General features: G+C 68.9%; 23 protein-coding genes. 7 read left to right on the forward strand and 16 right to left on the reverse strand.

All coding sequences use genetic code 11. From position 1 onward, the window contains the following. The first annotated feature begins 8 nt into the window (after positions 1 to 8). The 5 genes from IEZ11_RS32700 to IEZ11_RS32720 all read left to right on the forward strand — a co-directional run bounded on the left by IEZ11_RS32700 (position 9) and on the right by IEZ11_RS32720 (position 5,500). Entirely contained in the window at positions 9 to 1,475 is a 1,467-nt protein-coding gene (locus IEZ11_RS32700; RefSeq protein ID WP_189266697.1) for an AlkA N-terminal domain-containing protein, read from the forward strand. A gap of 10 nt (positions 1,476 to 1,485) precedes the next feature. After that, complete coding sequence (locus IEZ11_RS32705; protein WP_189266571.1) at positions 1,486 to 1,968, forward strand: methylated-DNA--[protein]-cysteine S-methyltransferase; 483 nt, start codon at positions 1,486 to 1,488, stop codon at positions 1,966 to 1,968. Positions 1,969 to 2,267: 299 nt separating this feature from the next. Beyond that, on the forward strand, positions 2,268 to 2,468 hold the full coding sequence (locus tag IEZ11_RS32710) for a DUF397 domain-containing protein (RefSeq protein WP_229713499.1): 201 nt from the start codon (positions 2,268 to 2,270) through the stop codon (positions 2,466 to 2,468). Between the two features lie 114 nt (positions 2,469 to 2,582). Continuing rightward, positions 2,583 to 4,556, forward strand: coding sequence for a tetratricopeptide repeat protein (locus IEZ11_RS32715; protein WP_189266573.1), 1,974 nt, complete (start codon positions 2,583 to 2,585; stop codon positions 4,554 to 4,556). Between the two features lie 179 nt (positions 4,557 to 4,735). After that, on the forward strand, positions 4,736 to 5,500 hold the full coding sequence (locus IEZ11_RS32720) for a DeoR/GlpR family DNA-binding transcription regulator (RefSeq protein ID WP_189266574.1): 765 nt from the start codon (positions 4,736 to 4,738) through the stop codon (positions 5,498 to 5,500). On the opposite strand, the gene IEZ11_RS32725 is transcribed toward IEZ11_RS32720, so the two are convergent. The 4 genes from IEZ11_RS32725 to IEZ11_RS32740 form a co-directional block, all read right to left on the reverse strand. Next, positions 5,497 to 6,234, reverse strand: a complete 738-nt coding sequence (locus tag IEZ11_RS32725) for an SIR2 family NAD-dependent protein deacylase (RefSeq protein ID WP_189266575.1) — start codon at positions 6,232 to 6,234, stop codon at positions 5,497 to 5,499. The two genes, IEZ11_RS32720 and IEZ11_RS32725, sit on opposite strands and share 4 nt — an antisense overlap. Positions 6,235 to 6,409: 175 nt before the next feature. Beyond that, positions 6,410 to 6,877 (reverse strand): hypothetical protein, encoded by a 468-nt coding sequence (locus IEZ11_RS32730; RefSeq protein ID WP_189266576.1) that lies wholly within the window; start codon positions 6,875 to 6,877, stop codon positions 6,410 to 6,412. Between the two features lie 1,240 nt (positions 6,878 to 8,117). Beyond that, the gene (locus IEZ11_RS32735; RefSeq protein ID WP_189266577.1) at positions 8,118 to 8,612 is read right to left on the reverse strand and encodes an NUDIX domain-containing protein; all 495 of its coding nucleotides are present in this window, start codon (positions 8,610 to 8,612) and stop codon (positions 8,118 to 8,120) included. After that, positions 8,609 to 9,703 (reverse strand): ADP-ribosylglycohydrolase family protein, encoded by a 1,095-nt coding sequence (locus IEZ11_RS32740; protein ID WP_189266578.1) that lies wholly within the window; start codon positions 9,701 to 9,703, stop codon positions 8,609 to 8,611. Before IEZ11_RS32740 ends, IEZ11_RS32735 begins: the two co-directional genes overlap by 4 nt. A 171-nt stretch (positions 9,704 to 9,874) precedes the next feature. On the opposite strand from IEZ11_RS32740, the gene IEZ11_RS32745 reads away from it, so the two are divergent. Next, positions 9,875 to 10,993 carry a glycerate kinase gene (locus IEZ11_RS32745; protein WP_189266698.1) on the forward strand — a complete coding sequence of 373 codons (1,119 nt, stop codon included), beginning with the start codon at positions 9,875 to 9,877 and terminating at the stop codon, positions 10,991 to 10,993. Between the two features lie 9 nt (positions 10,994 to 11,002). Here IEZ11_RS32745 and IEZ11_RS32750 read toward each other — a convergent pair whose 3' ends face one another. From IEZ11_RS32750 to IEZ11_RS32795, 10 genes are all read right to left on the reverse strand, one after another. Beyond that, entirely contained in the window at positions 11,003 to 12,229 is a 1,227-nt protein-coding gene (locus IEZ11_RS32750; RefSeq protein WP_189266579.1) for an alpha/beta fold hydrolase, read from the reverse strand. 231 nt (positions 12,230 to 12,460) lie between these two features. Next, on the reverse strand, positions 12,461 to 13,282 hold the full coding sequence (pssA, locus tag IEZ11_RS32755; protein ID WP_189266699.1) for a CDP-diacylglycerol--serine O-phosphatidyltransferase: 822 nt from the start codon (positions 13,280 to 13,282) through the stop codon (positions 12,461 to 12,463). A 22-nt stretch (positions 13,283 to 13,304) separates the two neighbouring features. After that, positions 13,305 to 13,961, reverse strand: a complete 657-nt coding sequence (locus IEZ11_RS32760; RefSeq protein ID WP_189266580.1) for a phosphatidylserine decarboxylase — start codon at positions 13,959 to 13,961, stop codon at positions 13,305 to 13,307. Positions 13,962 to 14,130: 169 nt separating this feature from the next. Then, positions 14,131 to 15,336, reverse strand: a complete 1,206-nt coding sequence (locus IEZ11_RS32765; RefSeq protein ID WP_093498139.1) for an acyl-CoA dehydrogenase family protein — start codon at positions 15,334 to 15,336, stop codon at positions 14,131 to 14,133. A 2-nt stretch (positions 15,337 to 15,338) separates the two neighbouring features. Continuing rightward, the gene (locus IEZ11_RS32770; RefSeq protein ID WP_189266581.1) at positions 15,339 to 15,845 is read right to left on the reverse strand and encodes a MaoC family dehydratase; all 507 of its coding nucleotides are present in this window, start codon (positions 15,843 to 15,845) and stop codon (positions 15,339 to 15,341) included. 5 nt (positions 15,846 to 15,850) lie between these two features. Further along, positions 15,851 to 16,816 (reverse strand): HpcH/HpaI aldolase/citrate lyase family protein, encoded by a 966-nt coding sequence (locus IEZ11_RS32775; RefSeq protein WP_189266582.1) that lies wholly within the window; start codon positions 16,814 to 16,816, stop codon positions 15,851 to 15,853. Then, positions 16,813 to 18,861 (reverse strand): ethylmalonyl-CoA mutase, encoded by a 2,049-nt coding sequence (locus IEZ11_RS32780; RefSeq protein WP_189266583.1) that lies wholly within the window; start codon positions 18,859 to 18,861, stop codon positions 16,813 to 16,815. Before IEZ11_RS32780 ends, IEZ11_RS32775 begins: the two co-directional genes overlap by 4 nt. Before the next feature lie 17 nt (positions 18,862 to 18,878). Next, complete coding sequence (gene ccrA / locus IEZ11_RS32785) at positions 18,879 to 20,222, reverse strand: crotonyl-CoA carboxylase/reductase (RefSeq protein ID WP_189266584.1); 1,344 nt, start codon at positions 20,220 to 20,222, stop codon at positions 18,879 to 18,881. A gap of 407 nt (positions 20,223 to 20,629) precedes the next feature. Next, positions 20,630 to 21,460 (reverse strand): TetR family transcriptional regulator, encoded by an 831-nt coding sequence (locus IEZ11_RS32790; protein ID WP_189266585.1) that lies wholly within the window; start codon positions 21,458 to 21,460, stop codon positions 20,630 to 20,632. Between the two features lie 118 nt (positions 21,461 to 21,578). After that, positions 21,579 to 23,384, reverse strand: a complete 1,806-nt coding sequence (locus IEZ11_RS32795) for a 3-hydroxyacyl-CoA dehydrogenase family protein (RefSeq protein ID WP_189266586.1) — start codon at positions 23,382 to 23,384, stop codon at positions 21,579 to 21,581. A gap of 379 nt (positions 23,385 to 23,763) precedes the next feature. Between IEZ11_RS32795 and IEZ11_RS32800 the strand changes: the two genes are divergently transcribed. Then, positions 23,764 to 24,339 (forward strand): adenylosuccinate lyase, encoded by a 576-nt coding sequence (locus IEZ11_RS32800; RefSeq protein ID WP_189266587.1) that lies wholly within the window; start codon positions 23,764 to 23,766, stop codon positions 24,337 to 24,339. Here IEZ11_RS32800 and IEZ11_RS32805 read toward each other — a convergent pair. Continuing rightward, positions 24,326 to 24,886 carry a GNAT family N-acetyltransferase gene (locus tag IEZ11_RS32805; protein ID WP_229713500.1) on the reverse strand — a complete coding sequence of 187 codons (561 nt, stop codon included), beginning with the start codon at positions 24,884 to 24,886 and terminating at the stop codon, positions 24,326 to 24,328. The genes IEZ11_RS32800 and IEZ11_RS32805 overlap by 14 nt on opposite strands. Positions 24,887 to 24,942: 56 nt before the next feature. Then, a complete protein-coding gene (locus IEZ11_RS32810; RefSeq protein ID WP_189266588.1) occupies positions 24,943 to 26,511 on the reverse strand; it encodes an alpha/beta hydrolase in 1,569 nt (522 codons plus the stop codon). Positions 26,512 to 26,653 lie beyond the last annotated feature (142 nt).

A 26,653-nucleotide genomic window follows, 5' to 3' on the forward strand; every position in this document is an offset into this window, starting at 1 on the left:
AGAAAGGGATGCACCTCGACCGCGAGCACTGTGTACGAGCCGTGCAGTCGAAGGACGCGCGGTTCGACGGCTGGTTCTTCACGGCCGTCCTGACCACCCGTATCTACTGCCGGCCCAGCTGCCCGGTGGTACCGCCCAAACCCCAGAACATGACGTTCTACCCGAGCGCGGCCGCCTGCCAGCAGGCCGGGTTCCGGGCCTGCAAGCGCTGCCGTCCCGACACCAGCCCCGGCTCCCCGGAATGGAACCAGCGTGCCGACCTGGTCGCCCGTGCCATGCGGCTGATCGCCGACGGGGTCGTGGACCGCGAGGGCGTCCCCGGCCTCGCCGCCCGCCTCGGCTACAGCCCCCGGCAGGTGGAACGCCAACTGCTCGCCGAACTCGGCGCCGGCCCGCTGGCCCTCGCCCGCGCCCAACGCGCCCAGACCGCCCGCCTGTTGATCGAGACGACCCCGCTGCCGATGGCGGAGATCGCCTTCGCGGCCGGCTTCTCCTCGATCCGCACGTTCAACGACACCGTCCGCGAGGTCTTCGCCCTGTCCCCGAGCGAGCTGCGCGCCCGCCGCCCCAGGTCGGCGCGGCACGCCCCGGGCGCGCTCACCCTCCGGCTGCCCTTCCGCGCCCCCCTCAACCCCGACAACCTCTTCGGCCACCTCGCGGCCACCGCCGTACCCGGCGTCGAGGAGTGGCGGGACGGTGCCTACCGGCGCACCCTGCGGCTGCCGTACGGCCACGGCATCGCCGCCCTCGCCCCGCAGCCCGACCACATCGCCTGCCGGCTCACCCTGAGCGACCTGCGCGACCTGCCCGTCGCCATCAGCCGCTGCCGGCGGATGCTCGACCTGGACGCCGACCCGGTCGCCGTCGACGGCCGGCTGCGCATGGACCCCTTCCTGGCACCGCTGGTCGACAAGGCGCCGGGACGACGGGTGCCGCGCACGGTCGACGAGGCGGAGTTCGCCGTCCGCGCCGTGCTCGGCCAGCAGGTGTCCACGGCTGCCGCCCGCACCCACGCGGCCCGCCTGGTGACCGCCCACGGCACCCCGGTGGACGACCCCGAGGGCGGCCTCACCCACCTCTTCCCGTCCCCCGAGGCGCTCGCGGACGTGCCCCCGGACTCGCTGGCGATGCCCCGCAGCCGCCGCACCACCTTCACCACACTGGTCGGCCGACTCGCGGACGGCACCATCCAGCTGGGCGTCGAGAGCGACTGGGCGGAGGCGCGCGCCAAGCTGCTCGCCCTCCCCGGCTTCGGACCCTGGACCGTCGACGTCATCGCCATGCGCGCCCTCGGCGACCCGGACGCCTTCCTCCCCACCGACCTCGGCATCCGGCGCGCCGCCCAGGAGCTGGGCCTGCCCGGCACCCCGGCCGCCCTCACCGCACGTGCGGCCGCCTGGCGTCCCTGGCGGGCCTATGCCGTCCAGTACCTGTGGGCGACCGACAGCCACCCGATCAACTTCCTCCCCGTATAAGGACGTTGCTGTGAAGAACCACACCGTGACCGACAGCCCCTACGGCCCCCTCACCCTGGTGGCCGAGGACGGCAGCCTCTGCGGCCTCTACATGGAGGACCAACGTCACCGCCCGCCCGAGGAGACCTTCGGCGACCGCGACGACGACCTCTTCACCGAGACCGAGGAACAACTGGCCGCCTACTTCCACGGCGAGTTGAAGGAGTTCACCCTCGAACTGCGCCTGACCGGGACCCCGTTCCAGCGCAGCGTCTGGGAACAGCTGCGCCTGATCCCCTACGGAGAGACCCGGTCGTACGGCGAACTGGCCGAAGCCCTCGGCAATCCGCGGGCCTCGCGCGCGGTCGGCCTCGCCAACGGGAAGAACCCGATCGGCATCATCGTCCCCTGCCATCGCGTCATCGGCGCGGGCGGCGGTCTCACCGGCTACGGCGGCGGCCTGCCCCGCAAGCAGCGGCTGCTGGACTTCGAACGGGGTGCGGGGCTCTTCTGACGGCACCGGTCGCCCAGCACCCTGCTCAGACGGACGTCGGCGGCCTGCCGGTCGATCGCGACGCCGCCGTGTTCGCCCGGCATCGCCCAGGACCGCGTCCACTGTTACGCGTGTGTCTGTTTCGCGGTGAGCGGTTCGCAGTGACCAAGTGAACGGCCCGCGCAGTGGACAGATTCTCATACATGCATAAAGTCTCCCATCCTGAGCCTTTGGTTGACGTAGCCTGGAGCGTTACAGAGTGAGTTGGTCCGAGGGCGGGCCGACTGTGGGGCAGGACGTCGATGGGTGAGGGGGCAGCCATGGCTGACGACCGGGACGAGGTTTTCTGGCGCAGGAGCAGCTACAGCGCATTCGAAGAGGCCAACTGTTGTGAAGTGGCCTTGCTCTCCGGGAAGACGTGGGTGTGTGACTCGAAGTGTCCGAGCGTCGCGTTGCTGGTCTTCACCCAGGATGCTTGGCGCCCTGCACTGGAATTCTTCTCGTCGTGGAACAGCGAATAGGCGAGTATGCATGTGAAGGCCGTGGGCGGAGACCACATAGAATTCGGATCCAGCGGCACTTTCGGCGAAGCGATAGGAAAGGTGGAAAACCACTACTATCGAGGCCCTGTGCCCATGGCGGAGGCTTCCTTGCCGCCCGTATCGAATAGCTTCTCGGGGCGCCTGGATGAACTTGACGAAATCCTGCGCTTATTACGTCCCAACGAAGGCGGTGGTCGCGAACCCGCTGTCCTCGTCTCTGCCGTTTCAGGCCTCGGCGGCATCGGAAAAACGGCCTTGGCGGTGGTCGCGGCCCGGCGCGCCGTGCGTGAGGGATGGTTCCCCGGCGGGGTAATATTCATGGATCTTCGAGGGTATGACGAAGCCCCGGCGGGTCCGGATCAGGTCGCTCTTGCACTTCTTGAAGCGCTTGGAATCCGAGACCTAGAGCTTCCGAACAGCACAATGGCTCGCTATGCCCTGCTCCGAACTCTGCTCAACAAAAAAGAAGAACCGATGCTTCTGCTTCTGGACAACGTTTCACATCCTGAGCAGATTATGCCTGTCCTTCCTGAGTCCGCCAGGCATCGGGTATTGATCACATCTCGGCACAGAATTCCACAAGTCGGAGCGCGACTTGTCCCTCTTGGGGCACTCGAAGACGATGCGGCGAATTCGCTGCTCGATCGAGCTTTACGTGTCGCTACGTCCGAAAATGATACGCGGATCGCCGACGATTCAGCTGCTGCTATGCAGTTGATCGAGGCCTGCGGTTCCCTCCCGCTGGCCCTTCAGATTGCTGTCGCGCTCCTCGCAATGGATGCGAGAATGAGCGTTCGGGAATTGGCTGAGGAGATTTCCCTCGATCGACTCGAAGACGGAAGCCGCAGCGTTCGGGCCACTTTTTCCCTCTCGTACCACCGGTTGCAACCCGAGCAAGCACACCTTTTTCGGATCCTGTCGATCGCTCCCGGCGTGGACATCGGTATGGATGGCATTGCATCACTTCTCGGCGGGCAGAAGTCGGTCCGTCCGGTCCTGGCCGCCCTGCATCGTGCGCATCTGGTTGAAACAGGCTTACGCCCCGGGCGTTGGCGCATGCATGACCTGGTTCGAGAGTATGGCTCCGAGTTGATATCGGAAGCCGAGCGCGAAGAGGCGGAGGGGCGCATACTGGATTATTATGACCGATGTATGTGTGAAGCCGTTTCGTATGTTCGACCCCTCCCTACGGATGCGATTCCCGTTATATTCAACAGCCGAGCCCAGGCTTTGGAGTGGCTGGATCGTGAGCGTACAGGATTGGTGTCGGCGACCGAGCTGTCCGGTAATATCGTTCATTCGGAAAAAGTCGTTCATATGGCTCTCAGGATGTGGCGTTACCTGGTTTTTCGTCGGTACTTTGAGGACTATGCGACGGTGAGCTCCGCCGCCCAGCAGGCCGCCAGCCGCGTGGGAGACGTGGATGGCGAGGCCAAGGCGTGGAACAACCTGGGATGTGCTTTTCTGGAGCTTGGGCACGTGCAGAAAGCCATTGATGCCCATAGCCGTGCGCGCGACATTCTCCGGGCGATGCCGAATGGCATTGGAGAGGCAAGTGCGCTGAACAATCTGGGTGTCGCATTTCGAGAGGCTGGGCAGCTGGATTCATCTATAGCGGCTCACGAGCGTGCGCGAGACCAGTTCCATGATCAAGGAATGAGTATAGGGGAGGCGGGAACCTGGGATAATCTCGGAGTGTCGCTGCGAATGAAAGGCAGGACCGTCGAAGCGAAAGCGGCTCATCATCGGGCCTACGAAATATGTAATTCAATTTACAATGACCTGGGCAAGTGCAGAGCTCGCCACAACTTGGGTCTAGATCTGGTTGCGTGCGGTCAAATGGAGGAAGCCTGCGCAGCGTACGAAGAGGCCGCCGAGATCGCCACCAGCTTGGAAGACTTCTTCTACCTGGGTGAAATATTACGCGATCTGGCATGCGGACTGCACGCTGTGGATGACGTGGTTTCAGCGCGTGCCGCCTGGAACCGGGCAGCGTCGGCCTTCGAGACCGCCGGAGCTCACGCCGAGGCTTCCGATGCGCGTTCCCTGGCTGCCCGCGACGCATAACACTTTTGTACTGGAAGATTCCGATTGCTGTCGAATACCGGCGTCTCAAGGTGTGGGCGTCTGTGACACGACGAGGTCCGAGTCTGTGCCGAACCGGTATCGGCGCCGGCGCCACTTCGGCTCAAAGTGGCTCGAGGGCATGGGAGTTGTTCAGCAGAGGCCGTGTAATGTCCTGTCGTGTGCTGGCTGAACAACGACATCAACTCATCCTGCAGGCGTTGAGATCCGGTGGCACCGTCACCGTGACCGAACTTGCGGATCGTCTGGAAGCCAGTGCCGCGACCGTCCGTCGTGATCTCCTCAAGCTGGAGGAGGACGGGTTGCTCACGCGAGTCCACGGCGGGGCGGTCGTCGAGGAGGATCCCGCGCCGTTCACCGAGGCCGCCGAAGCCCAGCCGGATGCGAAGGACGCCATAGCCGCCCAGGCGGCCACGATGATCGAGGACGGTCAGTCGGTCATCCTTGACTCCGGATCGACCGTCTACCGTCTGGCCCGCCGGTTGCACGGGCGCCGGATCACCGTGATCACCAACAACCTGGCGGTGTACGAGGAACTCGTCCGGGACGAGAGCGTCGAACTCATGCTGCTCGGCGGCATGGTAGTACGAGAGTCGCGCATGCTGGACGGCTTCATGGCGGAGGACAACCTGCGTCAGGTGCACGCCGACTGGCTCTTCATGGGAGCGTGCGGCGTCCGCGCGGGCGCCCAGGTCATGGACACCACGGTCGCCGAAGTGCCGGCCAGACGGGCCATGATCGCCGCCAGCGACAGGGTGGCTCTCCTTGTGGACGACACTAAGTTCCCCGGAACCGGCATGGTCAGGATCTGCGGTCCGGAGGACCTGGATGTCGTCGTGACCAACGCGCCTTCCGGCACCGCTGTCCGGACGGCGTTGGAAGAAGCGGGTGTGGCCGTGGTGCAGGTGGGCATCGTCGGAGCCTAGGAGCCGTTCTCCGTGCTCAGCCGTCGTGTCAGCTTCGGCAGCGCGGTGCCGATGGGTTCTCGGACGATTTCGTCGGCGCGGTCGTCGTACGGTGTCGGCTCGGCGTTGACGATGATCAGCCGGGCCCCGTGGTCGGCGGCGACACCGGCGAGGCCGGCGGCGGGCTGCACCTGGAGGCTGCTGCCGACCGCGATGAACACCGTGCAGGCCTTGCTGATGACGAGGGCCTCACCGAGTACGGCCGGATCCAGCTGCTCCCCGAACATCACCGTCGCCGATTTCAGGATTCCGCCGCACTCCAGACACGGCGGATCCTCCTCGCCGGCCGCGACCCGGGCGAGGGCGTCCTCCATCGGACCCCGCGCCTGACACTTCGTGCACACGACACTCCGCGCGCTGCCGTGCAGTTCCAGCACCTTGCGGGCGGGCATACCACCGAGCTGATGTAGTCCGTCGACGTTCTGCGTGATCACTCTGACCGGCACGCCGGACCACTCCAACTCGGCCACCGCCCGGTGCGCGGCGTTCGGCTCGGCCTGGAGCGTGCGGTTCCTGCGGCGCATCTGCCAGGACCGGCGCCGGATCTCCGGGTCGTTCATGTAGTACTCGTACGTCACGAGCTTCTCGGCCCCGGGATCCTTCCGCCACAGCCCGTCGGGCCCGCGATAGTCAGGGATCCCGGAATCGGTGGAGATGCCTGCGCCACTCAGGATGGCGACGAGAGGCTTGTTCATGGGCCGAGACTAGGACGCCTGCGCGGAGAGTGGCGAACGGATATCAGGGACCGAGGGGCACGCGGTATCAGCGTCATGGCAGACGTGCCCCCACCGCCTGGGCGGGCGCACCGCGCAGAAGCTGCCGGAACCGAGTTCATCGGGGTCGACCCGACAGCGAAGCGCCACCGCACTGTCACGGGCAGGTGGTGTTCGACTGACCCTGGATGTGGGCGTCCGCGTAGTCCGCGATTTTCACCCACTCCGTGGTCTTGCCGCGGCGGTCGTACGTGCGGGTGAAGTTGGTGATGCTGTCGAAGTAGACCTTGTAGCACCAGCCGGCGTCGATCTGCAGGACGTCCCAGTCCTGATTCTCCGGAGTGTGCTCGTGGCCCAGCAACAGATACTGCTTCTGAGCCACGCCGTCGCTGCTGCAACTCGGCCGCGTGGTGGTGGCGTCTCCGGTGGAACCGCTGGAGGTGCACCAGTTGAAGAGTGCGGTCGCGGTCGCCCCTGTGTCGTTGTACGTGGACGAGCATCCGGCGATGCTGCAGTTCGGGCCGGCGTAGGCCGGGGTGGGACTAGCGATCCCGGCGATCGCGAGCACCGAGACGATCGCCACCGCCCGGCTCCGGTTGAACTGGAAGAACTTGAGCGCCTGCATGTCTGGCCTTCCCCGTCTGGCACTGGTCAGCCCGCATGCTAGCCATCAACTGATCGAACTGGAAAGAAAGTTGCTAATCCGAGCCCATGCCAGTGGTGCACGGGGTGGCCCGCCGTCGCGCGCATGGGGGAGGGGGACTCCAGAGCACCACGCGGACAGCACCGACCAAGGCGCAAGGTTCCGAGCCCTCGAAGGTCGTACTCCGCCGCCCGCCGAGGGACTGTCACCCGAAGACCCTGTGCGACGGCTCAGGCCTCTCCTGACGAGCGAACCGATCGGCCGCCTTCAGATGCATTCGCTTTCGTCCCCGATGTTTTCCCTGAAGGCCTTATGATGACTGTTGATGCCTGAGCGTCGTGTCCTGCTTGTCCTCGCTCCACCCTGATATGGGTGCGCTCACCTACGTCAATGCAATTCCTGCAGCAAGCAGACCAAATCCCTGGGGACCCCCAGAAGCGGACCATGGATCGCCTGCGGGAGGTGACCAGTCCGGACCCGCGGGAGCCCAGCCGACGGCATTGAAGGAGAACGCCGCAACGTCGAGCCCTGGACAAGCCGACCCTCGCGAAGCAAAAGATCACGCTTGCGGTCGCACCGGCTGCCAACATCCCGCCTGCCCACTTGATGAACCGAGGTGACATGCGATCACTGCCTCCGTGAGGGCGTGAATTACTAACGGCAATCTCTGATTGTTTCCTTTGAGATCATCCAATCCTCCGACCTTACAAGAATGGTCAACCCTGGAGGATGGGTCAGGTGCCGGCGTGTGAGATTAAAAGGGCGCGCATAAAATTTCGAAATGCGACCCCGGTGTCTTCGTCGTTGCTCGTCTGCGGCGGTGACGAGGTGCGACTCGCGCGATATCTGTCGCTCAAAGGGAGCCGGCAAGGCGGCCGGAGTGAAGTCTTCTCGGCAACGCGACGCTCCTCACGTTACGTACCGCGACCGGAGGCTCCACGTGACCTACGCGATCACCGCACGGCTGTCTCGATGCCCACAGAGCGACCGCCGGGCACCTGGCCCGGCTCCTGCATCGGCACCGCGAGCGCGTCGGGACCCACAAGGCGCCCCAGCCTTGGGCGTCTTCCGGCAGGCACCCCTACTCCTGTGGTGGTCGCACGTCCCAACTCGCAGGCGACAGCGCAATATCCCTGCCCACGCCCCACCGCCCCCGTACGAGGGACTGCCCACGCCCCGGTCCCCTCCACCGCGGACCACGAGTGGATGTCACCCCGTCCGCTCAGCCCACCCGGTCGCCGTTCTCCAGTTCGGCGGTGCCGGAGCCCTCGGTCAGTACGTCCAGTGCGGCCAGTACGCGGCGGCCCAGTGAGCCCGGCAGGAGGGCGGGCAGTTCCGTGTGCGGGACCAGGCGCCAGGACAGCAGCTCCTCCTCCTGGAGGCGGATCGCCTTGAGGTCGGCGTCGGAGAGCACGCCACCGTCGTACAGATAGGCGACGATCGGCGGTCGGCCGGTGCCGTGCACCCAGTCCACCGCGAGCAGCCGCCCCATCTCGCGATCCAGACCGATCTCCTCCAGGGTCTCCCGCCGGGCACCCTGGCGCGGGGTCTCACCGTCGTCGGACTCGACGGTTCCGCCCGGCAGGGCCCAGCCGTCCCGGTAGTTGGGCTCGACGAGCAGCACCCGTCCCTCGGCGTCCCGGAAGAGCGCGGCGGCCCCGGCGAGGATCCGGGGGAGGCTCGCGATGTACGCGGCGTAGGCGTCAGTCGTGGTCACTCGGGAAGCGTAGCCAGTGCGCAGGCCGTGTTCGTCCGGGCGAGGCGCACGGTGCGCTCCGCCAGGTCGCTGACACGGGCCCCGTCGAAGCCGAGGACGGCGCTGCGGACCGTGTCCTCGAGCGGGGTCTTCCAGCGGTCCGGGACGGCCGCCGCGCCGGTCAGCACCCCGGCCACCGAACCCGCCGTCGCCCCGTTGGAGTCGGTGTCCAGGCCGCCGCGCACGGTGAGGGCGATGGTCCGGGTGAAGTCGCCGTCGCCGTAGAGCAGCCCGGCGGTGAGGACGGCCACGTTCGGGACGACATGGATCCAGCCGAGGCCGGAGGTCTCGCGGGAGACCGTGCCGAGGGTGTCCTCCCAGCTCAGCCGCGTCTCGTGGAGGGAGACGACCCGGCGCACGGTCCTGGCCAGGCGGCAGCTCGCCGGTACGACGGTGAGCGCGGCGTCGACCGCCTGCCGCACCGTCGGCGCGGTGAACGCCGCGGAGATCAGTGCGGCGGCCCACATCGCCCCGTACACCCCGTTCCCCGAATGGGAGAGCACGGCGTCGCGGCGGGCCAGGGCGGCGGCCCGGTGCGGGGCGCCGGGGCAGGTCCAGCCGAAGACGTCGGCCCGGATCAGTGCGCCGATCCACTCATGGCAGGGGTTGTCGTAGGTGGCGGTGAGCGGCGGTTTCAGCCCGTTGACGAGGTTGCGGTAGGCGGCCCGTTCCGCCGTGAACGTCTGGAGGTAGGGCAGCCTCTGCAGCCACAGCTCGCCGACCTGCTCGGTGCCGAAGCCGAAGCCGTGGGTCTCCAGGAGGTGCAGGCCGAGGATCGCGTAGTCGATGTCGTCGTCGCGGCAGCTGCCGTGGACGCGGCCGCGCACGCACTGCCGCCACTCGGGGCGCAGGGCGAGGGCGTCGCTCTCGTCGGCGGGCTCGGGAAGGTAGTCGTCGAGCGGCAGGGCGGCGGCCCGCCGCAGATAGCCGTCGATGCGCTCACGGGTCCACAGATCGCCCCGTTCGACCGGCTTGCCGAGCATGTTGCCCGCGATCCGGCCGAGCCAGCCGCCGAGCACGCGGTCGGCGAACTCCTGCCCCGGACTGCTCATGGCTGTGCTCTACCCGCTTTCCGGCCTTGCCTCCCAGGCGGTTGACGGCTTCTGCCCAGGGTTCGGGCGGAGCATGACGGGGAGGGTGTCCTCCGGTTAAGGTCACAGCGGCGCGACCGGCCTTGACGTGCGCGAGGCCCGTAGAGCAAGGGGATACAGGTGACACAGCGCGTGCTCATCGCCGCGGACAAGTTCAAGGGCTCGCTGACGGCCGTACAGGTCGCCGAGCGGGTCACGGCGGGGCTCAGGCGGATCGTGCCCGGCCTCGACGTCGAGGCGCTGCCCGTCGCGGACGGCGGGGACGGCACGGTGGCCGCGGCCGTCGCGGCCGGATTCGAGCGGCACGAGCGGGAGGTCGCCGGCCCGCTGGGGCAGGAGGTCACCGCCGCGTTCGCGCTGCGCGACGACACCGCGGTCGTGGAGATGGCCGAGGCGAGCGGTCTCCAGCGGCTGCCCCGGGGCGTCTTCGCGCCCCTGACGGCCTCCACGTACGGCTCCGGAGAGCTGCTGCGGGCCGCGCTGGACGCCGGTGCGCGCACGATCGTCTTCGGTGTCGGGGGGAGCGCCACGACCGACGGCGGTGCCGGGATGCTGTCGGCGCTCGGGGCACGGTTCCTGGACGAGGACGGCGAACCGGTGCCGCCGGGCGGCGGCGGCCTCGCCGGCCTGGCCCGCGCGGACCTGTCCGGCCTGGACCCGCGGCTGGCCGCCGTCGACCTGATCCTCGCCAGTGACGTCGACAACCCGCTCACCGGCCCCAAGGGCGCGCCCGCCGTGTACGGCCCGCAGAAGGGGGCCTCGCCGGACGACGTGGCGGCCCTGGACGAGGCGCTGAGCCACTTCGCCAAGGTGGTGGAGGCCGAGGCCGGCCCGCGCGCCGCCGGGTACGCGACCGCGCCGGGCGCCGGGGCCGCCGGGGGCATCGGGTACGGTGCCCTGCTGCTCGGCGCCCGTTTCCGGCCCGGTATCGAGATCATGCTCGACGTCCTGGGCTTCACGCCCGCGCTGGAGCGGGCGTCGCTGGTGATCACCGGCGAGGGCTCGCTGGACGAGCAGACCCTGCACGGGAAGGCGCCGGCCGGAGTGGCGGCCGCGGCGCGCGCCGCGGACAAGGAGGTCGTGGCGGTGTGCGGCCGCCTGGCCCTGCCGCCCGCGGCGCTCGGCCGGGCCGGGATCCGCCGTGCCTACCCGCTGACCGAGCTCGAACCCGACGTGGTGAAGTGCATCGCGGACGCCGGACCGATCCTGGAACGGGTCGCCGAGCAGATCGCGCGGGACTTTCTCCGCTGAGGGCGGCCCCTAGTTCGGCGTCAGCACGCCCGTCGAGTCGCGGTAGTAGCTGCCGCTCGTGAGGCCCCACACCTTGTGCTTGTTGTGGAGCCACTGGAAGGCGATGTCGTGCACGATCTCGGCGGGGCGCTCCCAGACCACGGAGTGTCCCGCACCCTCCAGCTCGAACATCAGCTTCTCGGGGCCGCCGATGGCCCTGTAGAGGGCCGGCACGGAGAAGCGCAGCGGCGGCGGGACGGGGACGTTCGGTGCGGTGTTGGCCGTCTTGTCCAGCTCTCCGTAGACGATGGCGACGGGCACCCGGTCACCGAGGATGTAGTTGCCCAGCGCGTCCTGGTAGGGCACCGTCTGGTCGGCCCAGCCCCAGAAGTAGGAGTTCCGGAACCGGTGGATGCCCTCGTACACGCCGGGTGACAGCTCCCGCCCCCAGGTGCTGCCGACGGGGTCGTTCGCCATCATGGCGGCCCATGCCCTGTCCTCCATGCCGGGCTCGCGTTGCGGCGGGGTGCCCTGCTCGTTGTTCCAGGCGTTCACGAAGCTCTTCTTGTCGCTGACGAACATGGGGAAGCCGTACAGGGTGGGCGGGGTGGAGACCGGCAGCAAGGTGCCCACCGGAAGGGCGAAGGGGTCCGCGAGGTCGCCCGACCACCGTCCGTCGGGCGGGAAGATCGGGGCGAGCAGGAACAGGCTCTTGACGTCCTCGGGGTGCTGGAGGGTGTACGGCCCCATGGACGGTGCCGCGGCGGACCAGCCGATGAAGTCCATGGGCTTGTCCCGCTGGGGCAGCGCCCTGATGAAGTCGACCACGGTGGCCAGCTCCGCGCACTCGCTCTCCGTGTTGCCCAGCTGGTGCGGGTACAGGGGCAGGCCGGTGTACGGGGGCGACAGCGGATTGGGCGACAGGACGCCGCGCTGCGCCGGGTTGGCGTTGCGGGGCTCGTCCATCTTCGGGCGGGGCGACCGTCCGTTGCCCTGGAGATCCATCAGGAAGACGTCGAAGTGGTGCTTGGCGAGGTCCTGGGCCCAGTTGTAGTCGATGGCGGACCCGGGAACCGTCAGGTCGTACCCGGCGAGAACCGGCACGCTCCTGCCGTGGAGCATCAGCACCACCTCGTGGGGCTGGTTGCCCTGCGTGCCGTCGTACTCCCGGACGAAGAGGTTGACGGTGTCGCCCTCGTTCGCCGGAAGCTTCGAGATGTGCGGGACCGAGTAGTCCTTGGCGATGGGTGCGGGCATGACTGTCCTCCGATCCGTAAGAGGGGGGTAATCCCCATCCCCGAATGGGGACAAATCCCCGTAAAATTCAACCCAATTCCACCGTCCTCCCTTGCGTCGCCCACTGCAACTCGGCCCCTGCCAGGGGTGGTTGACCGGTCAAAGGCCAACGCCGTATGCCCTTGAACCCGAAACGGGTGCGGCCCGAGCCTGCGAGGCTCGGGCCACACCCGTTTGAGATCGTCACGAGGGTCAGGGCAGCTGCGCCCGTGCCTCGCGCCGGTTGTCGCGGAAGTTGTTCACCCGGCGGGCCGTGGCGAACAGCGGGATGACCGCGCCCATCACCAGCTGCAGCGCGCAGCCGGTCTGGAGGAGCAGCTGGCCGCCGGGGGCGTCGAAGGCCCAGGCCGCCAGGAGGCCCATGGAGAGGACGATCCAGGCCAGCATCGCCCCGGCGAGGCGGCCGCGCGGCTTCGGGTACTCGACCCGGCTCACCATCAGCCACGCGGTGCCGAGGATCGCCAGGAGCGTCGCGAAGAACGGCAGCTCCAGCAGGACGATGGAGACGACGGTCAGCGCCCCGAAGGGGCTCGGCATGCCCTGGAACATGCCGTTCCGCGGCGTCACGCACGAGAAGCGCGCGAGTCTCAGCACCACCGCGAGCAGCACGACGACCGCCCCGACGGCGGCCACCTTCTGGTACGCGTCGTCGGCGACCATGCCGTAGACGAGCACGAAGTACGCCGGCGCGAGGCCGAAGCTGATCAGGTCGGAGAGGTTGTCCAGCTCCGCGCCCATGGGGGAGGAGCGCAGCTTCCGTGCCACCAGGCCGTCGAACAGGTCGAAGACGGCCGCGCACAGCATGAGGATGACCGCGGTCGCGGCGCTGTGGCGGGCCATGCCCGCCGACTGGTCGTCCCCGGTGAGGTGCGGGATCAGGATGCCGGTGGTGGTGAAGTACACCGCCATGAAGCCGCACGTGGCGTTGCCGAGTGTGAGGGTGTCCGCTATCGAGAGGCGCAGAGAGAGGGGCATCTCCTCCTCGTCCTCGCCGATCTCGTCGGCCTCGGGCACCCAGCCCGCCTGGGTCTCAGGATCAATCACGGTCAATGCGAGTCACCCCAGCCACGGTCTTCTGGCCGACCTCGACCGCGACCTCCACGCCCTCGGGCAGGTAGATGTCGACGCGCGAGCCGAAGCGGATCAGCCCGATGCGGTCGCCCTGCTCGACCTTCGTGCCCTGCGGGACGTAGGGGACGATACGGCGGGCCACCGCGCCGGCGATCTGGATCATCTCGATGTCGCCGAGTTCGGTGTCGAAGTGCCAGACTACGCGCTCGTTGTTCTCGCTCTCCTTGTTGAAGGCGGGAACGAAGCCACCGGGGATGTGCTCCACCGACGTCACCTGGCCCGACAGGGGCGCGCGGTTGACGTGGACGTTGAGCGGGCTCATGAAGATGGCGACGCGGGTGCGTCCGTCCTTCCACGGCATGATGCTCTGCACCACACCGTCGGCGGGCGAGATGACACGGCCCTGGGCGATCTCACGCTCGGGGTCGCGGAAGAACCACAGCATGCCCGCCGCGAGCGCGGTGGCGGGCACGGCGACGGCCTTGGCGGCGCCCGAGCGGCGGGCGCGGAGCAGGCTGACTGCTGCGGTGGCGACGGTCGGGAGAAGCCACGGCGATGCTCCGCGCGCGAGGCGTACGCCGGCCAGGCTGTCTCGATGTGCAGAGGTTTGGCTGTGGGGCATGGATGACCTTCGTAGCGGATGATGCCGCGCAGGATACGGGGACGGCGGCTTTCCGGGATCGTACCGGTCGGGGGCCACAACTGGGCAAGCCAGGAAGACGAGTCGGCGGCCGAAGACCGTTGACGGGGTGTGATCTTCTTCTCGAAGAAAACACCCCGTACCGGGACAATCAGCCCTGGAACCGATACTCTTCGAGCAGCCTGCGCCCGATGATCATTTTCTGGATCTCGGCGGTGCCTTCGCCGATCAGCAACATGGGCGCCTCACGGTAGAGACGTTCGATCTCGTACTCCTTGGAGAAGCCGTAGCCGCCGTGGATGCGGAAGGCGTCTTCCACGACCTCCTTGCAGTACTCGGAGGCGAGATACTTGGCCATCCCCGCCTCCAGGTCGTTTCGCTCCCCGGAGTCCTTTTTGCGTGCGGCGTTGACCATCATGGCATGGGCGGCCTCGACCTTGGTGGCCATCTCCGCCAGCTTGAACTGGATGGCCTGGTGCTGGGCGATCGCCTTGCCGAAAGTGTGACGCTGCTGGGCGTACCGGACACCGAGCTCGAACGCGCGCTGGGCGACGCCGCAGCCGCGGGCCGCCACGTTGACCCGGCCGACCTCGACTCCGTCCATCATTTGGTAAAAACCTCGGCCGGTGACCCCGCCGAGCACCCGATCGGCCGGGATCCGCAGCCCGTCCATGATCAGCTCGGTGGTGTCGACGCCCTTGTAGCCCATCTTGTCGATCTTGCCGGGGATGGTGAGGCCGGGGCGGACCTCTCCGAAGCCGGGCTCCTTCTCGACCAGGAAGGTCGTCATCGACTTGTGGGGGGCCGTGCCCTCGGGGTGTCCTTCGTCACTTCGTACGAGGACGGCCACGAGGGACGACGTGCCGCCGTTCGTCAGCCACATCTTCTGGCCGTTCAGGACGTACTCGTCGCCGTCCTTCACCGCCTTGGAGGTGATCGCCGAAACGTCCGAGCCGAGCCCCGGCTCCGACATCGAGAACGCGCCCCGGATGTCGCCGGCCGCCATCCGCGGCAGGAAGTGGTCCTTCTGCTCCTGCGTGCCGTGCTGCTTGAGCATGTACGCCACGATGAAGTGCGTGTTGATGATCCCGGAGACGGACATCCAGCCCCGGGCGATCTCCTCGACGCACAGCGCGTACGTCAGGAGGGACTCGCCCAGGCCGCCGTACTCCTCGGGGATCATCAGGCCGAAGAGGCCGAGCTCCTTGAGGCCGTCGACGATCTGCTGCGGGTACTCGTCGCGGTGCTCCAGCTCGGTGGCGACCGGGATGATCTCCTTGTCCACGAAGTCGCGGACGGTGGAGAGGATCTCCTGCTGGACGTCGGTCAGACCGGCGGTCTGGGCGAGACGGGCCATGACTAGCGCTCCTGAAGTTCCGGGCGGCCCGGCTGCTCGCCGCCGCGCTCCTTGATGTACGTCTCGGTCGGCACCATCACCTTGCGGCGGAAGACGCACACCAGCGTGCCGTCCTGCTTGTAGCCCTTGGTCTCGACGTGGACGATCCCGCGGTCGTTCTTCGACTTGGAGGGCCACTTGTCGAGCACGGTCGTCTGGCCGTAGATCGTGTCGCCGTGGAAGGTCGGCGCCACGTGCTTGAGCGACTCGATCTCCAGGTTGGCGATCGCCTTGCCCGAGACGTCCGGCACGGACATGCCCAGCAGCAGCGAGTAGACGTAGTTCCCGACCACCACGTTCCTGCCGAAGTCCGTCGTCTTCTCGGCGTAGTTCGTGTCCATGTGGAGCGGGTGGTGGTTCATGGTGAGGAGACAGAACAGGTGGTCGTCGTACTCCGTGACCGTCTTCCCGGGCCAGTGCTTGTACGTCGCACCGACCTCGAACTCCTCGTACGTGCGTCCGAACTGCATCGCGCTCAGGCCTCCGGGATCTCGAACTTGGACGTGCGCTGCATGCCGGCGGCCCGGCCCTTGCCGGAGATGACCAGGGCCATCTTGCGGCTGGCCTCGTCGATCATCTCGTCGCCGAGCATCGCGGAGCCCTTCTTGCCGCCCGCCTCGGACGTGTAGTAGTCGTACGCGTCCAGGATCAGCTCGGCGTGGTCGTAGTCCTCCTGCGACGGCGAGAAGATCTCGTTGGACGCCTCGACCTGGCCCGGGTGCAGCACCCACTTGCCGTCGAAGCCGAGGGCGGCGGCGCGCTGGGCGACCGCGCGGTAGCCGTCGATGTTGCGGATCTGGAGGTAGGGGCCGTCGATCGCCTGGAGGTTGTTGGCGCGGGCGGCCATCAGGATCTTCATCAGGATGTAGTGGTAGGCGTCCGCCGGGTAGCCGGGCGGCTGCTCGCCCACGACCAGCGACTTCATGTTGATGGACGCCATGAAGTCGGCCGGGCCGAAGATGATCGTCTCGACGCGCGGGGAGGCCGTCGCGATCTCGTTGACGTTGTTCAGGCCCTGCGCGTTCTCGATCTGCGCCTCGATGCCGATCTTGCCGACCTCGAAGCCCATGGTCTTCTCGATCTGGGTCAGCAGCAGGTCCAGGGCGACCACCTGCTGGGCCGTCTGCACCTTCGGCAGCATGATGCAGTCGAGGTTCTGGCCGGCGCCCTCGACGACCGTGACGACGTCGCGGTACGTCCACTCGGTCGTCCAGTCGTTGACCCGGACCACGCGTGTCTTGCCGGTCCAGTCGCCCTCGTTGAGGAACTTCACGATGGTGTGCCGGGCCCCGGGCTTGGCGAGCGGCGCGCACGCGTCCTCCAGGTCGAGGAAGACCTGGTCCGCCGGGAGACCCTGCGCCTTCTCCAGGAAGCGGGGGTTCGAGCCGGGCACGGCCAGGCAGGAGCGCCGCGGGCGGAGCCGGTTGACGGGCGTGGTCATGCGGGGACCTCCAGGGGGTCGAGCTTGTTCGCTTTCCGGATCTCGTCGACGATGCGGCCGATGATTCCGGTGATGTCGAAGTCCTTCGGGGTGAACACCGCGGCCACTCCGGCTTCCCGCAGCTGCTCGGCATCCCCGTTCGGGATGATGCCACCGGCGATCACGGGTATATCTGTGGCACCGGCCACACGGAGTCGTTCCAGGACGTCGGGGACCAGCTGGGCGTGCGATCCGGAGAGGATCGACAGGCCCACCGCGTGCACGTCCTCGGCGAGCGCCGCGTCCACGATCTGCTCCGGGGTGAGCCGGATGCCCTGGTAGACCACCTCGAAGCCGGCGTCCCGGGCCCGCACCGCGATCTGCTCGGCGCCGTTGGAGTGGCCGTCAAGACCCGGCTTGCCGACCAGGAAGCGGAGCTTGCCGCTGCCCAGGTCGCGGGCGGTGGCGTCCACCCTGGCCCGCACCTCGGCCAGCGCCGAGCCCGGCTCGACGGGGACGGCTATGGGAGCCGAGGAGACCCCGGTGGGCGCCCGGAACTCGCCGAACACCTCCCGCAGGGCCCCCGCCCACTCACCGGTCGTCACGCCCGCGCGGGCGCACTCCAGGGTGGCCTCCATGAGGTTGTCGGTGCCCTTGGCGGCCTCCTTCAGCCGCTCCAGGGCCTTGCAGGGCCGCGGGTGGTTGAACGGCGGCTGGTAGCGGGTGTCGCGCCAGTGCCCGATCGCCGCCACGACCCTGGCCTCGACCGCCGGGTCGACCGTCTGGATCGCGGTGTCCAGGTCGGCGGTGAGCGGGTTGGGCTCGGTCGTCTCGAAGATGTTGACGCCGACGATCTTCTCCTGGCCGGACTCGATCCGGGCCCGCCGCTCGGCGTGCGAGGAGACCAGCTGCGACTTCAGGTAGCCCGACTCGACGGCGGCCATCGCGCCGCCCATCTCCTGGATCCGGTCCATCTCCGCGAGGGAGTCCTCGACCAGCTGGGCGACCTTCTTCTCGACGACGTGCGATCCCTCGAAGATGTCCTCGTACTCCAGCAGGTCGCTCTCATGGGCGAGCACCTGCTGGATCCGCAGCGACCACTGCTGGTCCCAGGGCGTCGGCAGGCCGAGCGCCTCGTTCCAGGCCGGCAGCTGCACGGCACGCGCGCGTGCGTCCTTCGACAGCGTGACGGCGAGCATCTCCAGGACGATCCGCTGCACGTTGTTCTCCGGCTGCGCCTCGGTCAGGCCCAGGGAGTTGACCTGGACGCCGTACCGGAACCGGCGCTGCTTGGCGTCCTCGATGCCGTACCGCTCGCGGGTGACCTGGTCCCAGATGCGGCCGAACGCCCGCATCTTGCACATCTCCTCGACGAACCGGACGCCCGCGTTCACGAAGAAGGAGATCCGGGCGACGACGTCGCCCATCCGCTCCTGCGGCACCTGCCCGCTGTCGCGCACCGCGTCGAGGACGGCGATGGCGGTGGACATCGCGTACGCGATCTCCTGGACCGGCGTGGCGCCCGCCTCTTGCAGGTGGTAGCTGCAGATGTTGATCGGGTTCCACTTCGGCATGTGGGAGACCGTGTACGCGATCATGTCCGTCGTCAGCCGGAGGCTCGGCCCCGGCGGGAAGACGTGCGTCCCCCGGGACAGGTACTCCTTGACGATGTCGTTCTGGGTCGTGCCCTGGAGCCGGGTGATGTCCGCGCCCTGCTCCTCCGCGACGACCTGGTAGAGCGCCAGCAGCCACATGGCGGTGGCGTTGATCGTCATCGAGGTGTTCATCTGCTCCAGGGGGATGTCCTGGAACAGCCGGCGCATGTCACCGAGGTGCGAGACGGGCACGCCCACCCGGCCGACCTCGCCGCGGGCGAGGATGTGGTCGGGGTCGTAGCCGGTCTGCGTCGGCAGGTCGAACGCCACCGACAGACCTGTCTGGCCCTTGGCGAGGTTGCGCCGGTACAGCTCGTTGGACGCCTCGGCCGTGGAGTGCCCGGCGTACGTGCGCATGAGCCACGGCCGGTCCTTCTCCCGCGTACCTTGGGCGATCTGACGCTCAGTCATCTATGACCTCGGGTGTCTCAGATGTTGCGGAAGCGGTTGATGGCGTCGAGGTGCTTGGCCCGCATCTCCTCGTCGCGCACGCCGAGGCCTTCCTCGGGGGCGAGGCACAGGACGCCGACCTTGCCCTGGTGGAGGTTGCGGTGCACGTCGTAGGCGGCCTGGCCGGTCTCCTCCAGGGAGTAGGTCCGCGACAGCGTCGGGTGGATCTTGCCCTTCGCGATCAGCCGGTTGGCCTCCCAGGCCTCGCGGTAGTTGGCGAAGTGCGAGCCGATGATCCGCTTCAGGGACATCCACAGGTAGCGGTTGTCGTACTCGTGCATGTAGCCCGAGGTGGAGGCGCAGGTGGTGATGGTGCCGCCCTTGCGGGTGACGAAGACGGAGGCGCCGAAGGTCTCGCGGCCGGGGTGCTCGAAGACGATGTCGATGTCCTCGCCGCCGGTGAACTCGCGGATGCGCTTGCCGAAGCGCTTCCACTCGCGCGGGTCCTGCTCCTGCTCGTTCTTCCAGAACCTGTAGTCCTCGGCGTTGCGGTCGATGATCGCCTCGGCGCCCATCGCCCGGCAGATGTCCGCCTTCTGCGGCGAGGACACCACACAGATGGGGTTGGCACCGCCCGCGAGCGCGAACTGGGTGGCGTAGGAGCCGAGTCCGCCGCTCGCGCCCCAGATCAGGACGTTGTCGCCCTGCTTCATGCCGGCGCCGTTGCGGGAGACCAGCTGCCGGTAGGCGGTGGAGTTGACCAGACCGGGGGCGGCGGCCTCCTCCCAGCTGAGGTGGTTCGGCTTCGGCATCAGCTGGTTGGACTTGACGAGCGCGATCTCGGCGAGGCCGCCGAAGTTGGTCTCGAAGCCCCAGATCCGCTGCTCGGGGTCGAGCATGGTGTCGTTGTGGCCGTCGCTGGACTCCAGCTCGACGCTGAGGCAGTGCGCGACGACCTCGTCACCGGGCTTCCAGGCGTTGACGCCGGGGCCGGTGCGCAGGACGACGCCCGCGAGGTCGGAGCCGATGATGTGGTACGGCAGGTCGTGCCGCTTGGTCAGCTCGCTGAGGCGGCCGTAGCGCTCCAGGAAGCCGAAGGTCGACAGCGGCTCGAAGATCGAGGTCCACACCGAGTTGTAGTTGACACTCGATGCCATGACGGCGACCAGGGCCTCGCCCGGACCGAGCTCGGGCAGCGGCACCTCGTCGAGGTGGATCGACTTGCGCGGGTCCTTGTCGCGGGTCTCCAGACCGGCGAACATCTCCGTCTCGTCCTTGTGCACGGTGATCGCGCGGTACGACTCGGGAAGCGGCAGGGCGGCGAAGTCGGCCGGCGTCGATTCCGGCGACTGGATCGCGTCCAGGATGGCCTGAGTGGTCACGGTGTTGCCTCCGGCGATGCGCGCCCCCGAGGGAAGGGGCGCTGAGGGTTACGTCGGTGCTGCTGAGGGTTTCGGGAAAGATGCCGTCGGTTCGGCGGGGGTGGTGCTTCGGCAGCGCTTTGTGGCGCGGGAGGTTGCCTGTGACGCAGGCGTCCGGCGGGGTGGGCCGATGGGCTCACCGGGACAGGCCGGACACCATCAACGTATGACACCGCGTGTCAGGCCGCAAGGCACTGAGTGCCACGACTTCACCTCAGATGAAATCTTTACGTAACAAATGAGCGATGATCGATCGAACGGCTTCGGAAAGTTGCCTGAAAAGGTGCTCTGACATGCCAAAACGGCCACCCGGGCGGGTGGCCGTCGTCACAGCGGCGGAGTGTCCGAGGACACTCCCGGAGGGTGGCTCAGCGCTCCTTCAGCGCCTGCTCGATCGTCCGCATCACTTCGTCCAGCGGCGCATCCGTGCGGGCCACCGTCACCAGCACCTCACCCTGCGACGCCACCGAAGCCGCAGCGGCCGGCCGAGGCGCGGCCTCCCGGCCCGCCCCGATGCCGTTCCCGAACGTCTTGCGCACGATCGCGAAGGCGTGGTCCAGCTGGGTCTCCACGTCCCCCTGCCCGCCCGCCCGCAGCCAGCGCCGCAGCACGTGGTTGTGGGCGGTGACCACCGCGGACGCCGCGACCTCGGCCAGCAGCGGGTCGTCGTTGGCGTCGTCCGCGTGGGCGTGCTCGTCGAAGTGGCCCAGGAGGTAGCGGGTGAAGAGCCGCTCGTAACGGGCCACCGACGCGATCTCGGCCTCGCGGAGGGTGGGCACCTCGCGGGTGAGCTTGTAGCGGGCGACCGAGATCTCCGGCCGGGCCGCGTACATCTTCATGACTTCCTTGATGCCACGGCACACCGTGTCGAGCGGGTGCTCATGGGCCGGGGCCGCGTTCAGCACGGCCTCGGCGCGCACCAGGGTGTCGTCGTGGTCCGGGAAGATCGCCTCTTCCTTGGAGCGGAAGTGCCGGAAGAAGGTGCGCCGGGCGACCCCGGCCGCGGCCGCGATCTCGTCGACGGTGGTCGCCTCGTACCCCTTCGTTGCGAAGAGTTCCATCGCGGCGGCTGCCAGCTCCCGACGCATCTTGAGCCGCTGGGCCGCCGCGCGGCTGCCCGCGGCACTCTCCGGCGCGTCGGGCGTGGCGGGGGTACGTGAGGACTTGGCGGGCTGGGGCATGACCCGAACGTACTGCATGTGCGCAGCTTGATGCGCATGTCCGGGGTTTCCCCCGCCCGCGAAGGGCGGGGGTCCGGCGGTGGGGCCGAGCAGCCCGCCCCACTCCCTCTCGTCCCGGAACCAGTCGCCGACGCCGTCAGCGGCGGGCATATTCGCGGAAGCCGCGGCCGGTCTTGCGGCCGAGGCAGCCTGCGGCCACCAGGTGCTCCAGGAGCGGCGCGGGCGCGAGGCCCGGGTCGCGGAACTCCCGGTGCAGCACCTTCTCGATGGCGAGCGAGACGTCCAGGCCGACCACGTCGAGGAGCTCGAACGGGCCCATCGGGTAGCCGCCGCCCAGCTTCATCGCGGCGTCGATGTCGTCGAGGGACGCGTAGTGCTCCTCGACCATCTTGATCGCGTTGTTGAGATACGGGAACAGCAGCGCGTTGACGATGAACCCGGCCCGGTCCCCGCAGTCCACCGCGTGCTTGCGGATCTTCGCGCAGACCTCGCGGACCGTGGCGTGGACGTCCTCGGCGGTCAGCACGGTACGGACCACCTCGACCAGCTTCATGGCCGGCGCCGGGTTGAAGAAGTGCATGCCGATCACGTCCTGCGGGCGCGAGGTGGCGCGGGCGCAGGCGACGACGGGCAGTGAGGAGGTGGTGGTGGCGAGGACCGCGCCCGGCTTGCAGACCTTGTCGAAGGTCGCGAACAGCTGCCGCTTGACGTCCAGGTCCTCGGCGACCGCCTCGACGGCCAGGTCGACGTCCGCGAAGGCGTCGTAGGAGCCCGCCGGGGTGATCAGGTCCAGGGTCTGTGCGGCCGCCTCGGCGGTCATCCGGCCCTTGCCGACCGAGCGGTCCAGGGACTTGCCGATGCGGGCCTTGGCGGCCTGCGCCTTCTCCTCGCTGCGGGCGGCGAGGACGACCTCGTACCCGGACTTGGCGAAGACCTCGGCGATCCCGGAGGCCATGGTGCCGGAGCCGGCGACGCCGACCGAGCGGACCGTACGGCCCGGGATGGCCGCGGCGCCGTCCAGCGGGGTGAGGGCGTCCCGGACGACACCGGCACTGCCCGGGGCCTCGTAGGTGTAGAAGCCGCGGCCCGACTTGCGGCCGGTCAGGCCCGCCTCGCTGAGCTGCTTCAGGATGGGCGCCGGGGCGTGCAGGCGGTCCCGGGACTCGGCGTACATGGCCTCCAGGACCGTACGCGCGGTGTCGATGCCGATCAGGTCCAGCAGGGCGAGGGGACCCATCGGCAGGCCGCAGCCGAGCCGCATGGCCGCGTCGATGTCCTCGCGGGAGGCGTACTTCGCCTCGTACATCGCGGCGGCCTGGTTGAGGTAGCCGAACAGCAGGCCGTCCGCGACGAACCCGGGGCGGTCGCCGACCGCCACCGGCTCCTTGCCCAGCTCGATCGCCAGGTCGGTGACGGCCGCGACGGCGCCCGGCGCGGTGAGCACCGAGGAGACGACCTCGACCAGCTTCATCGCCGGGGCCGGGTTGAAGAAGTGCAGGCCGAGGACGCGCTCGGGGCGGGCCGAGTCGGCGGCCAGCCGGGTCACGGAGAGCGCGTTGGTGCCGGTCGCGAGGATCGTCCCGGGGCGGACGATGCCGTCCAGTTCCCGGAACACCTGGTGCTTGATGTCGTACGACTCCGGGACCACCTCGATGACGAGGTCGGCGTCGGCCGCGGCGGTCAGGTCGGTGCCGGTGCGGATCCGGCCGAGGATGTCGGCGCGCTCCTGCTCGGTCAGCCGGCCACGGGCCACGGCGCGGGCCGTGGAGGTCTCCAGCGCGGCGACGGACCGGGCGGCCTGGGCCTCACTGACGTCGATGCCGATCACCTCGCGGCCGGCCCTCGCCAGGACCTCGGTGATACCGGTGCCCATGGTGCCGAGGCCGACGACGGCGATCGTCTTGAGCGGGGACAGGGAAGGGTCGGACTGGGGAGTGGCCATCGCGGGACTCCAGGAATGAGGGTGACGACTGGGAACGCGCCCGGGTGCGCCGAGGGGCGCACCGGGTGCGGAGAGAGCTGCGTGAATGCGGGTGTCGCCGGGCTGCGAGCGCACACGCCCGGTGCTGCTGCCGTCGGCGTGCACACGCCTGGCAGCGGCGGATTCCGACCGGCCCTGTCCCGGAGCCGGGTCGTACTGCGGTACCGAGGTACCGAACCGACCTGATACCCACGGCGGCTGCGTCACCAGGCCGACGTGAGCGTTACTGCGAGTGGGTGACTCGCTCGATTGAGCTTAACCGGCGGGTAACGAGCGCGCCAGCCCCCGGACTTTGTGATGTACGTCCCCCTGTCCCCGCGACCCCTCTACGCTGGGCTTCGTGGACGAAGAGTTGCGATCACTCACGGAGCGTTTGCGGCAGGAGTCGCAGGGGACGGCCGCCTTCGACCGGCTTCTGGCCACCGCGGACCACGACGAGCTGGCCGAGGTGCTCGTCGCCGCCGGACAGCCGCTGTGGGCCCGGGAGCTGGCGGCGTTCCGGCTGGGGACGGCCGGTGACCGGCGGGCCTTCGAGACCCTGGTGCTTCTCCTCAACCACCGTGACCCGCCCCGCTGTGCCTCCGCCGCCCATGCCCTCGCCTGTCTGCACGACCCGCGCACCGCCCGCGCGGCCGCCGCCCTCGCCACCAACGAACTCCGCGTCGCCTACGCCCTGCACCCGGTCCGTCTGCTGGTCGAACTCCGGGCCCCGGAGTCCGTCCCCGCCCTGATCACCACCCTGGAGCGCCGGCTGCGCCCGCACGACCCCTACCGCAAGGTCGCCCTCGCCTGTGTGGACGGCCTCGGCACCCTCGGCGACACCCGCGCCCGCCGGGTCCTGAACGAGGCCCTGGCCCACCCCACCCTGGCCGAGGCGGCGGTCCAGGCCCTGGCCCGCATCCCTAGGCCGAGGTGACGCCGCGCTCCCTGACGTACCGGACCTCGGGCACGGGCACCCCGCCGACCTCGTACGGCTCCTCGGCGCCGTCCGCCGCGAAGCCCGCGATCTCGTAGAACCGCCGGGCGCGCGCGTTCCCCTTCAGGACCCACAGGTACACGCGCGGGTACCCGGCGCACTGCTCCAGCGCCGTCGCGAGCAGCGCCCGCCCGGACCCCGTGCCCAGGTGTGCCGCGTCCACGTAGATGGCGTACAACTCGGCGTCCCCGGTACGCACTTCACCGTCCCGGTACGGCCCGTGCGCCGCCCACCCCACGATCGTGCCGCCCCGCTCGGCGACCAGCTCCGTCACCCCGTCCCCGCCGTCCCGGAACCGGGCCCGGCGCCGCTCGGCGTCCCGCTCGACACTGAGCCCGTCCAGGAACGGCTGTGGCATGAGGCCCCGGTAGGCGTACTGCCAGCCCCGGACGCGTATCTCCGAGACCCGGTCGCAGTCGTCGAGCGTCATGGGGCGGATGCGGAGGGAGGGGCCGCCGGGGGCGGGGGGTCGGGTCGGAGCACTCATGCGGCCATAGTGGACCACGGCTCCGACAACGCCCCCGACGGATCGTCAGGACCGGCTCAGCCGCGGAAGCCCAGCAGCCCGTGCAGGGTCGAGCCGCGGGACGACGTCGAGGCCGCCTTGGTGGTGAGGGGCTTCGGGTCCGGGGTCTTCTGGCAGACCGCGTCGGCCACGCCGTCGCCGTGCGGGACCTTGCCGTCGGTCAGGTAGCCGGCGAGGTACGTGTCCAGGCAGGTGTTGCCGCTGAGCGTGACGCCGTGGTTGCCGCCGCCCTGCTCCACGACCAGGCTGGAGCCGGCCAGCAGCCGGTGGACCGTGAGACCGCCCTGGTAGGGGGTGGCCGCGTCGTCCGTCGCCTGGAAGAGGAGGACCGGCGGGAGCTTGCCGTTGGCGATGTTCAGCGGCTTCAGCGTCTTCGTCGGCCAGTACGCGCACGTCGCGTTGTACCAGGCGTTGTTCCAGACCATGAACGGCGCCTTCTCGTACGCCGCCCAGTTGTCCTTGCGCCACTGGGTCCAGTCCCGCGGCCAGGACGCGTCCCGGCACTGGACCGCCGCGTAGACGCTGTAGCCGTTGTCGCCGGCCGCGTCGACGGCGGCGAAGTTCCGGTACGCCTCGACCAGCGCCGAGGTCTTCCTGCCGTTGACGTAGGCGGAGAACGCCTCGGCCAGGTAGGGCCAGTAGCCGTTGTAGTAACCGCCGGGGATGAAGGTGTCCTCCAGTTCGGCGGCGCCGACCTTGCCGCCCGCCGGTTTCTTCGCCAGCGCGGCCCGCATGGCGTACCACGCGGCCTCGATCTTCTGCGGGTCGGTGCCGAGCTTGTACGTGGAGTCGTACTTCGCGATCCACGCCATCAGGGCGCGCTGGCGGTCGTTGAACGCGTAGTCCTGGCTCAGGTTGTCCTCGTACCAGACGCCCGTGGGGTCGACGATCGAGTCCAGGACCAGGCGGCGGACCCGGTCCGGGTGCAGCTTCGCGTAGACCGCGCCCAGGTAGGTGCCGTAGGAGTAGCCGAAGTAGCTGATCTGCCGGGCCCCGAGGGCCTGGCGGACCGAGTCCAGGTCCTGTGCGGCGCTGATCGTGTCGAGGTACGGCAGCAGGCTCGCGTACTTCCTGCCGCAGGCCGCCGCGAACGACTGCACCCGCTTGAGGTTCGCCTGTTCGAGGGCGGGGGTGGCCGGGACCGGGTCGGGGCGCACCGGCCTGAAGTAGCCGGGTACGCAGTCGATCGCCGGGCTGCTCTTTCCGACCCCGCGCGGGTCGAAGCCGATGATGTCGTACTGGGCGGCCACCTTCTTGGGCAGCGCGGACGCCACGAAGCCGGCGAGGGTCAGCCCGCTGCCGCCGGGGCCGCCGGGGTTGACCAGCAGCGGCCCCTGTGAGGCCGACGCGGTGTGCGGGACGCGGGAGAGGGCGAGGGAGATCTGCTTCCCGCGCGGGTTGCGATGGTCGAGGGGCACCTTCACCGAGCCGCACTGGAGCGTCGGGTAGTCGGTGGTGCCGCACTTCTTCCAGGTCACCGGGGACACCTGGACGGGGGCTCGGGTGGTGGCGCTCGCGGGCGGGGCGGTGACCGAACCGGCCACGACAGCGGCGGCGGCGCACAGCACGGCTGCGCGTGTTCGCATGGGGTCCTCCCAGGACGGAGGGTCGCGGACCGCACGGGTCACGGTCCTCGCCGCATCGTCCCGGAGACGGGTCCCGGAAGAACGCATTCTGACGATTAATGACCCAATCGGGTCGGGGCATGCGCCCGAACGCTCCCGCCGC

The organism is Streptomyces fuscichromogenes (assembly GCF_014645815.1).
Lineage (GTDB): Bacteria > Actinomycetota > Actinomycetes > Streptomycetales > Streptomycetaceae > Streptomyces > Streptomyces fuscichromogenes.

Excerpts from the sequence above, each read along its gene's own strand:
- IEZ11_RS32700 (WP_189266697.1), top strand. The coding sequence starts at position 9 with ATGCACCTCGACCGCGAGCACTGTGTACGAGCCGTGCAGTCGAAGGAC.
- IEZ11_RS32710 (WP_229713499.1), top strand. The coding sequence starts at position 2,268 with ATGGCTGACGACCGGGACGAGGTTTTCTGGCGCAGGAGCAGCTACAGC.
- IEZ11_RS32715 (WP_189266573.1), top strand. The coding sequence starts at position 2,583 with ATGGCGGAGGCTTCCTTGCCGCCCGTATCGAATAGCTTCTCGGGGCGC.
- IEZ11_RS32725 (WP_189266575.1), bottom strand. The coding sequence starts at position 6,234 with ATGAACAAGCCTCTCGTCGCCATCCTGAGTGGCGCAGGCATCTCCACC.
- IEZ11_RS32730 (WP_189266576.1), bottom strand. The coding sequence starts at position 6,877 with ATGCAGGCGCTCAAGTTCTTCCAGTTCAACCGGAGCCGGGCGGTGGCG.
- IEZ11_RS32740 (WP_189266578.1), bottom strand. The coding sequence starts at position 9,703 with ATGAGCAGTCCGGGGCAGGAGTTCGCCGACCGCGTGCTCGGCGGCTGG.
- IEZ11_RS32750 (WP_189266579.1), bottom strand. The coding sequence starts at position 12,229 with ATGCCCGCACCCATCGCCAAGGACTACTCGGTCCCGCACATCTCGAAG.
- IEZ11_RS32760 (WP_189266580.1), bottom strand. The coding sequence starts at position 13,961 with ATGCCCCACAGCCAAACCTCTGCACATCGAGACAGCCTGGCCGGCGTA.
- IEZ11_RS32765 (WP_093498139.1), bottom strand. The coding sequence starts at position 15,336 with ATGGCCCGTCTCGCCCAGACCGCCGGTCTGACCGACGTCCAGCAGGAG.
- IEZ11_RS32770 (WP_189266581.1), bottom strand. The coding sequence starts at position 15,845 with ATGCAGTTCGGACGCACGTACGAGGAGTTCGAGGTCGGTGCGACGTAC.
- IEZ11_RS32775 (WP_189266582.1), bottom strand. The coding sequence starts at position 16,816 with ATGACCACGCCCGTCAACCGGCTCCGCCCGCGGCGCTCCTGCCTGGCC.
- IEZ11_RS32780 (WP_189266583.1), bottom strand. The coding sequence starts at position 18,861 with ATGACTGAGCGTCAGATCGCCCAAGGTACGCGGGAGAAGGACCGGCCG.
- IEZ11_RS32790 (WP_189266585.1), bottom strand. The coding sequence starts at position 21,460 with ATGCAGTACGTTCGGGTCATGCCCCAGCCCGCCAAGTCCTCACGTACC.
- IEZ11_RS32795 (WP_189266586.1), bottom strand. The coding sequence starts at position 23,384 with ATGGCCACTCCCCAGTCCGACCCTTCCCTGTCCCCGCTCAAGACGATC.
- IEZ11_RS32805 (WP_229713500.1), bottom strand. The coding sequence starts at position 24,886 with ATGAGTGCTCCGACCCGACCCCCCGCCCCCGGCGGCCCCTCCCTCCGC.
- IEZ11_RS32810 (WP_189266588.1), bottom strand. The coding sequence starts at position 26,511 with ATGCGAACACGCGCAGCCGTGCTGTGCGCCGCCGCCGCTGTCGTGGCC.